The sequence below is a fragment of the Vibrio ichthyoenteri ATCC 700023 genome, assembly GCF_000222605.1.
Lineage (GTDB): Bacteria > Pseudomonadota > Gammaproteobacteria > Enterobacterales > Vibrionaceae > Vibrio > Vibrio ichthyoenteri.
In genome coordinates, this window is the sequence record NZ_AFWF01000270.1 from 17,668 (window position 1) to 29,883 (window position 12,216).

Genomic DNA, 12,216 nt, shown 5'->3' on the forward strand with positions numbered 1-12,216 from the left:
AGTGGTTGCCAATCTGTTTCGGTTTGTAGTGGGCTGTAGCGGATTGTAGCAACGGCGACGGCCGTCGCCATTGGTTGATTCATTGGGGTTATAGATTAGATGGATCGTTGGCTATAACGGCAATCGGAATAATCGGGTTTAGGGTGTAACTGATCGCACCCATTGGGCACTCCATGCGGCATTGCCCGCATCCATTGCATTTGTCGCTCACCACGGCAGGGCGCTTGTCGCTTAGATCGATTGCTTGTTGCGGGCATTCCTCCGCGCACATATCACAGTACCCATAGAGTAGACGACGGCAAGAGCTGCTAAACAGAGGTACGACACCGGTTGACGCGGTATTATTGGATAGTGCCAATGTCGGGCATGCTCGTTGGCATTCACCACAATGGGTGCAAAAATTACAATCGAGATGCAGTTCAGGTTTGCCTGCAATCATGCTGATCACATGTTGTGGGCAGGCTTTTTCACACTGCCCACACCCGTCACACAGTTTATTTAATGCGCTTTCATCGACAGCAGTTGGCGGCCTTGCGACAAGGCGAGTAAAAGATTCAATCACTACTTGCTGGTGGGTTTTCTGTGCGCCAGACAACAGGCCACGAAATAAGCCTCGACGACTAATCTGTTTGTGTTCCATTACCGCTTGGTAATACTTGTCGCTTTTTTCCGCCATGTTCTTCGCTTGCTGTATGGAGTGACTAGGGAGGCTTTCGCTATAAAATTCGGTTGTTTATCGATATAAACGAACGATACGGTAATCGGCTTTGGTCAACTGCGCTAGTTGGCGTAGGGTGCCTTCAGCCGCCAAACTGATGCCTTTATAGAAATCCGTTGTCGCTTCGTCACGCATAATATGCAGCATATGCGGAGCCCATGTTAGGACATGTTCAGACAAGAATTTCTCTAGCGCACACAAAAGTGGCGACGGTTGATCGTCGGCGATATCTTGCTGTAATGCCATTTCACATAAGTGGGCGATAAAGCAGAAAATAAGACCAATATGATCGTCAGGTTCGTGCTCTCCGGTGTCAATTTCAACACCAAACTGCAAATAGAATTGTTTAATCGCCGCGGTGGGTGCACCGAATAATGTTTGTTCTTCGGTTAAGTAAACCGATGCCCAAGGGGCTGCTTTTAATGCGTTTGGACCAACAAATAAATCGGCAAAATCCATCGCGATGGCGTTCATATTTGGCTGGTTTTTCAACAACGCCAATCCTTGATCTAGCGTGTCGTTATCGACTTCTAGTGGCCATTGGTCAATCAATTCATCTTGGTAGATAGATTGGATGAACTCGGCGCTTGGCGCTTGGTGAAGGGCTTGGTAAAAAAAACGGCTTACTAAGGATAAACCCGCGATAGTGTGAAATTGTTGTTCTGTCATAATTTACCTAGAAACAGGTTATCCAAAAAGGGAAGGCTGATTTCTCAGCCTTCCAATGATGTTAGTGCATCATATTATTACAATGGGTGATTACATACCTGCGCTTGCGCTGATGTAAACATCGTAGAAAAAGGCACGACCCATAAATTCAGACACAAGCACGAAAATAAAGGCAATCAACGCGGCAAACATTGCTTTGTCACAGCGTTTTAGTGCGCTGACAATGATGAGCAGCATGCCAAGAAGCAGTAAGCCAACGCGCAGCATTACAAGGTTGAATGCGTAGCCAACAACGTCAAATGGATTGTGTTGAATATCAAGCTGGCCCAGCCAAACAAGATACGCAGCGTAACCCATCAAAGTGATGGTACCAAACAGGGCAACACCCGCAGCGAGTGAATCTTCGACCGCATTCATCTCACCCATTTCTGCTTTTTGAGCACGAAGCATCAATGCCGCAGCGATAGGGCCAACTGCACCGGCAGTCATGAGGAACTGGAATGCGGTAAATGATGTGTTCCAAGTCGGAACGGTGGTTAGCGTGTAAACGTTGGCGATGGCTAGGATGAAGACAACACCTAAAATCATCGCAACAGGAAGTACAAGCTTTTGCATTGCTGGCATTAGGTTAAATAAGCGCATACCTGTATATGCTGCCGCTGCACCACCAAACAAACTTAGTCCCACAATCTCAAGGCTTAGTGCGCTGCCGTGTGCCAAACCAAACATGACATTGAACATGCGCAAAGGCTGGCCAAGGTGCGTGACCGATGCAATTGCACCCACACCCAGCAGTACAAATACTGCCATGAAGCTGCGAGTCATCGCTTTGTTATTCGGTTTGAAGAACATTTCAAGCAAACCTAGCGCAATGAACATACCTGCCGCGCTTTGTGCTAATACTGTAAAGAAGACGAGTGATAGTTGGCTCATTCTCCCACCTCCGTTGGGTTTTGAATGCTACCAGTCTTATCGCCAGTCAACTTGCTGTTTGAACAAGTGCTGATGATAAGGTTCGGGCTGGTTAGGCGTGGATCGGGTAGTGGTGCGATATCTGCACGGTCACCAAATTTCGCACGTAGCTCTTCGATTGGGCCGAAGTCAATCGCACGCAGTGGGCAAGATTCCACACAAACCGGGTCTTGACCAGTGCCGATACGCTCGTAACAACCGTCACACTTAGTCATGTGTTTTTTCTCAGGGTTGTACTGTGGCGCGCCGTAAGGACAGGCCATTTCACAGTAACGACAACCTACACAAACTTCTTCGTTCACAACCACAAGGCCATCTTCTTCACGCTTGTGCATTGCGCCAGTCGGGCAAGCTTTAGTACACGCAGGGTTGCTACAGTGGTTACAACTGATCGACATGTAGTAAGCAAATACGTCATTTGAGTAAGTGCCATCTTCGTGCTGCAGCCAGTCACCGCCAGCATATTCGTATACACGACGCCAGTTTACGCCAACAGGTAGATCGCTTTTGTCTTTACAAGACACCTGACACGTTTTGCAACCAGTACACTTGCTGGTATCAACGTGGAAACCGTATTGAATCATTTGTTATTTTCCTTACGCTTTAGCAACTTCAACAAGAATGGTGTGCTGCGCGTTACCTTTTGATAACGGGGTCGCACGTTGTGACGTTAGCGAGTTGATACAACCGCCTTGGTCTACGCCTTTCTTATCAGGGCTATACCAAGCACCTTGGCCCATTGCCGTTACGCCCGGCATGATGCGCGGAGTCACTTTGATTGCAACACGGATTTCACCACGGTCGTTGAAGACCTTAACAAAATCACCGCTCTTGAGATTGCGCTTTGCCGCATCCATTGGGTTCATCCAAATACCATCGAACACGACTTCACGTAGCCACGGGATATTGTGGTAAGTCGAGTGTGTACGGCCTTTGGTGTGGTAACCGAACAATTGCAGCGGGAACTGCTCTGTTTTCGGGTCCAAATGGCTTTCCCATGTCGTCACGTACTGAGGTAGTGGTGAGATCACATCACCGTCTTTGATATCCCATTCTTTGGTAATCGTTTCTAGCTTGGTCGAGTAAATTTCGATTAGGCCCGATGGGGTACCGACTGGGTTTGCCTTTGGATCTTTACGGAAATCTTCCAGCGCGATACGGCCTTCTTTTGGTGCTACCACAGTGTAAGGGCCATCTTTACGCAGATCTTCCAGTGAAGGAATGTTTGGATCTTGCTTCATACGTTCGCTATACAAGTATTCCAACCACTGCTCACGGTCGCGGCCTTCAGTGAACTGGTCGTATAGGCCAAAGCGTTTAGATAACTCTGCACACATTTGGTAAGCGCTGCGTGTTTCGTACAGTGGTTCAATCGCACGTACTAATGGGAATAGACCACCCAGTGAACCTGACGAGTAACCATCAGAACTCACTTCGTTGTTCTCAATTGTTGTTACGTCTGGCAAGAGCAAATCTGCGTAACGTGCAGATGCCGTCATATGGTTATCACACACCACGATGAATTCTGCGAGCGACTCGTCTTTGACGATTTCGGCTTGGCGGTTTAAGTCAGCGTGTTGATTCATCAATACGTTACCAGAGTACGCAAGGATGAATTTGATTGGCGTGCGCATGCGCTCGTCGCCCTGAATACCGTCTGTTTTGTTCGTCATTTCTTCGTGACGCCAAATCGCATCGCTCCATTTGAAGAATGGAACTTTAACTTGTACAGGGTTTGTACCAACTGGGATACGTGGTGCTGGGTAGCTGTAGTTTGCTGGCATATCACCGGTGTTGGTGCCCGGCAGACCAATGTTACCTGTCAAAATTGGTAGCATAACGATCGCACGAGAAGCTTGTTCGCCGTTTGCTTGACGTTGAATACCGGTACCTTGGGTGATGAAACATGGTTTTGCGGTACCAATTTCACGCGCAAGTTGTTGGATTTTCTTCGCTGGAATGCCCGTGATATCAGCCGCCCATGCCGGAGTCTTCTCAATGCCATCTGGGCCGAGACCTAGGATGTGCGCTTTGTAGTGACCGTTTTTCGGTGCACTTGCGGGCAGAGATTTTTCATCGTAGCCTTGGCAGTATTTATCAAGGAAGTCTTGGTCCACCAAGTTTTCAGTGATCAATACGTGTGCAATACCTTCAACCAATGCCGCGTCAGTGCCTGGACGGATTGGTAGCCATTCGTCTTCTTTACCTAACATGGTGTCAGTGTAACGAGGATCAATGATGATGGTGCGCACGTTGTTTTTACGCTGTGCATTGATGTGTTCGTGGATCTCGCCGCCGCCGCTCATGCGAGTTTCAGCAGGGTTGTAACCAAACATCACCAATAGTTCTGCGTTTTCGATTTCTGTCGTGTACGAACCATAAGCTGCGGCTTTTTTGTCACCATAGGTGAAAGGTAGGGCAAACATGATTTGACCCCAGCTGTAGTTACCGTAGTAATCGAGGAAGCCACCCATCATGTTGAACAGACGTTTGAAGCAATCTTTACCGTCAGTACGGTAGCCTTGAGTACCTGAACCATAAGTAATGAAGATAGAATCATTACCGTATTCTTTGATCGTGTACTTGAGTTTGTCCGCCATAAGATCCATGGCTTCATCCCAACTGATGCGCTCAAAGCGGCCTTCGCCACGTTCACCGACACGTTTCATTGGGTATTTTAGACGGTCAGGGTTATAGACACGGTGTTTGATTGATCGGCCACGCAAACAAGCACGAATTTGGTGAGTACCAAACTCACCGTTATCGTCACCACGGTTATCGGTTTCGATTTGCGTGATGACGCCATCTTTGGTGTGTACTCGCAGTGCACATCGGCTACCACAGTTCACCATACATGCTGACCATACAGTTTTGGTTTCGCCATCTTGTTGTGTCGTTGTATCCGCAGCAGCGGCTTTTAATGGTAAGCCCATACCAACAGCAGCTGTCGTTCCACCTACAGCCGCTCCCCACTTCATAAATGTGCGGCGCTTCATCGGCGACAAAATTGCTTCATTAATCCAGTTCTTCATATGAGTTCCATAATGAATGAATATTTATATTTTTGATTATTTATGCTCACGAAAAGATTTGTTTAAATTTCATTAAATGACGTGTTTTAACAAACTTTTGCTAACAGTGAATGTAATAACCCCGGCTAGCCATTTAATTGACTAAAATCATAATTAGGCTCTGAAAGTGAATTTATGTGACGGTTACCTGTTAATTTTTCTTTTTTAAATGACACAACTATTCATAAGTGTGGTGAGGTATATTTGTTTGTTATTGTTCTGTTGTGTTTTAATTTCTTTCAGAATGTGAACAAGAAACGCAGTGGGAACGCAGTTTGATATGGAAATTGAATAACGGTTGCATAAAGAAAGAGGGTGGTGATGACTAAAAGTGAACAGTCTGCTGCTATCCACTAGAGCCATGCAGCCGTTTATATAAATCACGACGCGCATGGATGTTGAGTCATCATCAATCTAAAAAAGAATAGAATATTAACAATAGGAGTGATGAATGATGCCAAGTCACCTTGTTGAAAGTGTAAGTGGGTTTGAGTTGGTAAAGATTTTTGATCTGATAGTGATCATTCACCAATATGAGGGTAGGTCATAAATGGGATTAGACCGTAAGTTTGTGGTGGTGAATTTTTAGTCATTTAAGCCAGGGCGTTCGCATTACGTATTCACATTATGTAAGTCACATTATGTAAATCACAATGCGCGATTGCCTTGCGTCATCCACCAGGCGCTTGTGAAGGACGAATTTGACCACATTGATTGGTCCTCATTCAGGCCGGCCTTAATGCTGCCGCTAGGAGATGAATAGTTAGAGAAAAACAAAGCCACCGCAATGGAGGCTTTGTTATATCAGAACGGAGAATCGCGAGATCAAAGCGTTGCTTGGAACTGCGTTAGAATTGCTTTCTGTTCATCATTTAGGTTGGTTGGTGTATCCACTTGAATCACCACCAATAAATCACCCGTCACGCCTTTACGGTTAGTCACGCCTTTGCCGGTGATTTTAAACTTACGGCCACTTTGTGTGCCCGCAGGGATTTTCAGTTTAAAACGGCTATCCAACACGTTAACTTCCGTTTCACCACCCAATGCTGCCGTGATCATATCGACATGGTTGGTGCAGATAAGGTTGTCTTCATCGCGTTTGAGAAATTCATGTGAGCGGGTGGTAATCACCAGCAGTAAATCACCAGCTGGGCCGCCGTTAACACCTGGACCGCCTTTACCACCAAAGCGAATTTTCTCACCGTCTTTGATGCCTGCAGGGATCTTAACGTTGATTTTCTTTTGTTCGCCGTTGATTGGTAGCTCAACCACTTTTTCAGCGCCTTGTATCGCATCAACAAAATCAACGGTAAAGGTAAATTCACGATCTTGGCCTTTTTGGGGACGCGCTTGTCGGCCTCGACCTTGATTGAAGATGTCTTCAAAGCCGCCAAAGCCGCCACCAAAACCACCTTGTTGTCTGAAGCCGCCGCCAAACATGTCTTCAAAACCGCCGTGACCTTGTTGAGAGCGTCCGCCAAAACCACCATGGCTGCCATCAAAGGCGGCATGACCGAACTGATCGTATTGACGACGTTTATCTGCGTCAGTCAGAATTTCGTAGGCTTCTTTAATTTCTTTGAATTTGTCTTCAGCCGTTGCATCACCCGGATTCTTATCTGGGTGGTATTTCATCGCGAGCTTTTTGTAGGCTTTTTTAATATCTTTAACGTCGTCTCCTTTGGAGACGCCTAGCACGCTGTAATAATTTCGTTTGGACATGTCAGCCTCTTGCTTTATTCCTGACTAAAACTGGAAAAGGGCGTACGAGAAATCTCTTACGCCCTTAATGCCATTGCTAATATGATATCGCTCAACCACCTAAGATGGTACAGATAGTTGAGCTAAAGCGTTATTTCACTTCTTCAAACTCAGCGTCGACCACATCATCATCTTTTGATTGAGCGTCATTGCCCTGAGCTTGCTGTGCTTGCGCTTGTTGCTGAGCGATCTCCATCAGTTTCTGAGCCGCTGCTGCGAGAGCTTGAACCTTGGTGTCAATCGCTTCTTTGTCATCGCCCTTACGAGCAACTTCAACTTCGTTGATTGCAGTTTCAATTTTCGCTTTCTCTTCAGCCGGCAGAGCTTCACCCACTTCTTCGATTTGCTTACGAGTACCGTGAATCATTTGATCCGCTTGGTTGCGTGCGGTGGCTAACTCTTCGAACTTTTTGTCCGCGTCTTTGTTTGCTTCCGCTTCTTGTACCATTTTCTCAATCTCAGCATCGCTCAAGCCGCCTGACGCTTGGATAGTGATTTTCTGCTCTTTGCCCGTGGTTTTATCCTTAGCAGAGACATTCAAGATACCATCAGCATCTAGGTCGAAAGTCACTTCAATTTGCGCCATACCGCGTGGTGCAGGCTGAATACCTTCAAGGTTAAACTGACCAAGAGACTTGTTGAAGGTCGCTTGTTTACGCTCACCTTGCAGAACGTGAATCGTTACTGCACTTTGGTTATCTTCCGCGGTTGAGAACGTTTGGTTCGCCTTGGTTGGAATAGTGGTGTTTTTCTCAACCAATTTGGTCATTACGCCGCCCATTGTCTCGATACCGAGAGAGAGTGGGGTAACATCCAATAGCAACACATCTTTTACTTCACCAGCCAGCACACCACCTTGAACGGCTGCACCCATCGCAACTGCTTCATCAGGGTTAACATCACGGCGAGCTTCTTTACCGAAGAACTCAGCCACTTTCGCTTGTACCATTGGCATACGTGTTTGACCACCGACCAAAATCACATCGGTGATGTCGCTTACTGACAGTTTTGCGTCTGTCAGTGCCACTTTAAGTGGTTCAATAGAACGCTGGACAAGATCTTCCACTAATGATTCCAGTTTCGCACGAGTCACTTTGACGTTCATATGCTTAGGACCGGTTGCATCTGCCGTTACGTATGGCAAGTTGACATCCGTTTGTGTGGTAGAAGAAAGCTCGATTTTTGCTTTTTCTGCTGCTTCTTTCACACGTTGCATTGCTAGTGGATCGGCTTTTAGATTAATACCTTGCTCTTTTTTGAACTCGTCTACCAAGTAGTTGATTAAGCGGTTATCAAAGTCTTCACCACCAAGGTGTGTATCACCGTTAGTTGCAAGAACTTCAAAGGTTTGCTCGCCTTCAACTTGGTCGATTTCGATGATCGAGATATCAAAAGTACCACCACCTAAGTCGTAAACCGCGATAGTGCGATCGCCGCCTTTTTTATCTAGGCCGTATGCCAACGCTGCAGCTGTTGGTTCGTTGATGATACGTTTTACTTCCAGACCTGCGATACGGCCAGCGTCTTTGGTTGCTTGACGTTGAGCGTCGTTAAAGTAAGCCGGAACCGTAATAACAGCGCCAGTGACTTCTTCACCAAGGAAATCTTCTGCCGTTTTCTTCATTTTTTTCAGAATTTCAGCTGAAACTTGAGGCGCTGCCATTTTTTGGCCTTTCGCTTCTACCCAAGCATCACCATTGTCCGCCTTAACGATTTTGTAAGGCATGATTTCGATGTCACGCTGAACTTCTTTGTCTTCAAAGCGACGACCAATCAAACGCTTAATTGCAAATAGCGTGTTGGTTGGGTTGGTTACCGCTTGGCGTTTTGCCGGTTGGCCGACCAATGTTTCCCCATCTGTGTAGGCCACAACAGAAGCTGTGGTGCGCTCACCCTCCGCGTTTTCAATTACGCGTGGTTTGTCGCCATCTAAAACAGAAACACAAGAGTTAGTTGTACCTAAGTCGATACCAATGATTTTACCCATAATAATTACCTCTGTAATTTGCATTAGTTATATTAATGCAAATTAGCTAAATTCGAATGTTGATTTTATAAGAACATAGAATGCATTTTTGCTATCACTATGCTCATTCTCAATGAAATATACTGTTATCAGTCTTGCCGCTAAGCAGGTGGTAACTGCAATGTTTGCAACCTGTTTGACTAGGGTGTAAACCCATCTTAGCCAGGGTTAAAGCGATATCTTTCTACGCTTTGTCTCATGGTGTTTAACGGCAATACTGAGTTATGTTCTACCAGTGTTCACTTATAAAGAACTACTTGTTGATTGCGATCTTACGTGGTTGCATTGCTTCTGGCACTTCGCGTACAAGATCAATATGTAGCAAACCGTTTTCCATACTTGCTGCTGATACAGTGACGTAATCAGCCAGTTGGAATTTTCGTTCAAAGTTGCGTTCAGCAATACCTTGATAAACGTAAGTTGGTTTTGTTTCTTCAGCTTTGATTTCGCCGGAAACAATCAGCATATTCTCGTTTTGAGTCAGTGTTAACGCATCTTCAGAGAAACCAGCAACAGCCATAGTGATACGGTAGTTGTGCTCATCTTTCTGTTCGATGTTGTATGGTGGGTAACCAGTTTGAGACGGTTTCTTCGCATTGTTCTCTACAAGATTAAACAGGCGATCAAAACCAATGGCATGGCGGTATAGGGGAGAAATATCTACATTACGCATAATACTATCCTTCAATAATAAGCAATAGTTCTCACCGCTTTTTGCGATGAGATTGAAGCCATATTCCTAAGCCCTTGTGAGGCTTAATAGACATACGGTCAACAGTTAATAATTAGAAGTCGCAGCGGCTAACACATTCGTTATGGTTTAGAGCAACGCTTCCAAGCCGATAGCTTGTCATTCCCTCTATTAGGCGAATCAAGCTATCAAAGAACTCCATAAGGCAGTTCGTGTAATCAATATATGCTTCCGGAAATTACCTGTCAAGCTACCCATTAGAAAAAATAACTAAAAATTTCATTTTTTCGTTATCACGGCGATTGAGTGCACCCAAAGCTCTGATCAGGACAACGGGCGGCTCACTTGTCAGAGTGACGGTGTCATGTTTGTCGGTTAAATGGATTAGAAGCCAGAATGGTTCAAACTGACGTGGCATGGTTTGTTTATTAAATTGTTTTAATTCAATTATTTATGGGCGCAGTGAATTTATTCTTGAATTAGTTTTCTATTTTCCTATAAAGAGAAGCGATAACAACGTAGGATCGGCGTCAATTATCGATAAAGACGCAGGTCGCACAACAGTGCGCGAACATAAAGAATTATGCAGCTAACCGCCAAACCATTACAGAATAACGCCTTACTTATTTCCATCTGCACACCGCAATTTAAAGGTGCAGAGGCGACTGAATCGCTCGCTGAATTAGCCCGTCTGGTGACGACGTTAGGCTTTAACGTAGTAGGCACTCAGTCACAAAACCTTGCCTCAACTCAAAAACAGAGCGTTCTGGGTGTAGGCAAAATGGCGGAGATCGCTCGTTTAACGGGTAATCGAGGCGAGATGGAAGAAGATCTCGATACCGAAGATCTGTTTGATGATGAGTCATTCGGTGACATGTCTTTTGACGCGCCGATCTATGATGAAATGCGCTTTGAAGATCTACCATCAGAAAACTTGCCGTTGTACTGTGCCGATGTGGTGGTGTTTGACTGTGATTTGAGTCCATCTCAATTGCGTAACGTTGAGAACCAGTTGGGTGTTGAAGTGTTTGACCGCACTGGCATCATCATTGAGATCTTTAGCCGCCATGCGCGTACTCGTACTGCTCGTCTACAGGTTGAAATTGCTCGTCTTAATTACTTAGCGCCACGCCTACGTGAATCGACCAGCGGTAACAAAGAACGCCAAATGGGTAAAGGTGCTGGTGAAACCACGCTGGAACTCGATCGCCGTAAAGTGCGTGATCAAATAGCGGAACTGAGACGCGAACTGGTAAGCGTACAACATGAGTTGAAAAACCGTCGCTCCCAGCGCTCTGAGCTTTTCAGCGTAGCTTTAGTCGGCTATACCAACGCGGGTAAGTCGTCGATGATGCGCGCGTTGACGGGCAGTGAAATGCTGGTGGAAAACAAACTGTTTGCCACGCTCGATACCACGGTACGCGCGCTGTACCCAGCAACTCAACCGCGTATTCTGGTTTCAGATACGGTTGGTTTTATCAAAAAGTTACCGCATGACTTAGTGGCTTCATTCCACTCGACGCTTGCAGAAGCGCATGACGCATCTCTACTGCTTTATGTAGTTGACGCATCCGATCCAACCTTCCGTACTCAGCTTGATGTGGTGCACGAAGTGTTAGGTGAAGTGGGTGTTGATGATATTAAGAAGCTGTTGGTCTTAAATAAATCGGACCAATTGAGCGAGGAACAGCAAGCTGCGCTAATGGAAGAATTTCCTGATGCGATGATGACCTCGACGCGCAATCCGCTTGATGTGGCGAAGCTGCACCAATACATTGTTGATTCTTCGCAGCAAGATATGATCGAAGAAGAATTCATTATTCAATATGACGCTCAAGGTATTATTGGTGAAATCCGCACCAGCATGAGTGTGATTAAAGAAGAGTATGAATACGACCACATAAAACTCACGGTGCGCTCAAACGCAATTGAATTGGCGAGATTGAAAAAGCGCATGCAGAAGTAAGGAAAATAAAAGAGCCAGCAACATTGCTGGCTCTTTTTTATCCGTGACTAAAATTACATATTAATCTCAGCGCTCATTAGATTCGGTCGCTTGAATCTTGAAAAATACAGAATAGAGCAACGGAACAATGATGAGAGTCAGCAAGGTGGCGAACGTCAGTCCAAACACTAATACGACAGACATTGATTTGAAAAACGCATCAAAATAGAGCGGAACAACGCCTAACACTGTGGTTAACGCTCCCATTAATACCGGTCTTACACGGCTTGCTGATGCATCCACAACCGCATCAAACCTTGGCTTACCTTCTGATATTTCGAGATCTATTTGGTCTACTAAGAA

The 12,216-nt window shown here is 45.7% G+C and carries 10 protein-coding genes; 1 reads left to right on the forward strand and 9 read right to left on the reverse strand.

The features are described 5' to 3' along the window. Positions 1-88: 88 nt before the first annotated feature. From RH85_RS17930 to RH85_RS17965, 8 genes are all read right to left on the reverse strand, one after another. Positions 89-676 carry a ferredoxin-type protein NapF gene (locus tag RH85_RS17930; protein WP_006714127.1) on the reverse strand — a complete coding sequence of 196 codons (588 nt, stop codon included), beginning with the start codon at positions 674-676 and terminating at the stop codon, positions 89-91. 57 nt (positions 677-733) lie between these two features. Further along, positions 734-1,387: a TorD/DmsD family molecular chaperone gene (locus tag RH85_RS17935; RefSeq protein WP_006714128.1), complete on the reverse strand. Its 654-nt coding sequence runs from the start codon at positions 1,385-1,387 to the stop codon at positions 734-736. 90 nt (positions 1,388-1,477) lie between these two features. After that, positions 1,478-2,320 (reverse strand): dimethyl sulfoxide reductase anchor subunit family protein, encoded by an 843-nt coding sequence (locus tag RH85_RS17940; protein WP_006714129.1) that lies wholly within the window; start codon positions 2,318-2,320, stop codon positions 1,478-1,480. Then, a complete protein-coding gene (locus RH85_RS17945) occupies positions 2,317-2,943 on the reverse strand; it encodes a DMSO/selenate family reductase complex B subunit (RefSeq protein ID WP_006714130.1) in 627 nt (208 codons plus the stop codon). Before RH85_RS17945 ends, RH85_RS17940 begins: the two co-directional genes overlap by 4 nt. A 12-nt stretch (positions 2,944-2,955) precedes the next feature. Next, positions 2,956-5,391, reverse strand: a complete 2,436-nt coding sequence (locus tag RH85_RS17950) for a DMSO/selenate family reductase complex A subunit (protein WP_006714131.1) — start codon at positions 5,389-5,391, stop codon at positions 2,956-2,958. Between the two features lie 864 nt (positions 5,392-6,255). Then, positions 6,256-7,152 carry a DnaJ C-terminal domain-containing protein gene (locus RH85_RS17955; protein ID WP_006714133.1) on the reverse strand — a complete coding sequence of 299 codons (897 nt, stop codon included), beginning with the start codon at positions 7,150-7,152 and terminating at the stop codon, positions 6,256-6,258. A gap of 130 nt (positions 7,153-7,282) precedes the next feature. Then, positions 7,283-9,178: a molecular chaperone DnaK gene (dnaK, locus tag RH85_RS17960; protein ID WP_006714134.1), complete on the reverse strand. Its 1,896-nt coding sequence runs from the start codon at positions 9,176-9,178 to the stop codon at positions 7,283-7,285. 292 nt (positions 9,179-9,470) lie between these two features. Continuing rightward, positions 9,471-9,890: an Hsp20 family protein gene (locus RH85_RS17965; RefSeq protein ID WP_006714135.1), complete on the reverse strand. Its 420-nt coding sequence runs from the start codon at positions 9,888-9,890 to the stop codon at positions 9,471-9,473. Positions 9,891-10,491: 601 nt separating this feature from the next. Here RH85_RS17965 and hflX point away from each other — a divergent pair. Beyond that, positions 10,492-11,874, forward strand: a complete 1,383-nt coding sequence (gene hflX, locus RH85_RS17970) for a GTPase HflX (RefSeq protein WP_006714137.1) — start codon at positions 10,492-10,494, stop codon at positions 11,872-11,874. A 66-nt stretch (positions 11,875-11,940) separates the two neighbouring features. On the opposite strand, the gene RH85_RS17975 is transcribed toward hflX, so the two are convergent. Beyond that, on the reverse strand, positions 11,941-12,216 hold a 276-nt coding region (locus tag RH85_RS17975), incomplete at its 5' end, for an efflux RND transporter permease subunit (protein WP_006714138.1).

What these genes read in the sequence shown, in the direction of transcription:
- RH85_RS17930 (WP_006714127.1), bottom strand. Translation starts at nt 676, where the DNA reads ATGGCGGAAAAAAGCGACAAGTATTACCAAGCGGTAATGGAACACAAA.
- RH85_RS17935 (WP_006714128.1), bottom strand. Translation starts at nt 1,387, where the DNA reads ATGACAGAACAACAATTTCACACTATCGCGGGTTTATCCTTAGTAAGC.
- RH85_RS17940 (WP_006714129.1), bottom strand. Translation starts at nt 2,320, where the DNA reads ATGAGCCAACTATCACTCGTCTTCTTTACAGTATTAGCACAAAGCGCG.
- RH85_RS17945 (WP_006714130.1), bottom strand. Translation starts at nt 2,943, where the DNA reads ATGATTCAATACGGTTTCCACGTTGATACCAGCAAGTGTACTGGTTGC.
- RH85_RS17950 (WP_006714131.1), bottom strand. Translation starts at nt 5,391, where the DNA reads ATGAAGAACTGGATTAATGAAGCAATTTTGTCGCCGATGAAGCGCCGC.
- RH85_RS17955 (WP_006714133.1), bottom strand. Translation starts at nt 7,152, where the DNA reads ATGTCCAAACGAAATTATTACAGCGTGCTAGGCGTCTCCAAAGGAGAC.
- dnaK (WP_006714134.1), bottom strand. Translation starts at nt 9,178, where the DNA reads ATGGGTAAAATCATTGGTATCGACTTAGGTACAACTAACTCTTGTGTT.
- RH85_RS17965 (WP_006714135.1), bottom strand. Translation starts at nt 9,890, where the DNA reads ATGCGTAATGTAGATATTTCTCCCCTATACCGCCATGCCATTGGTTTT.
- hflX (WP_006714137.1), top strand. Translation starts at nt 10,492, where the DNA reads ATGCAGCTAACCGCCAAACCATTACAGAATAACGCCTTACTTATTTCC.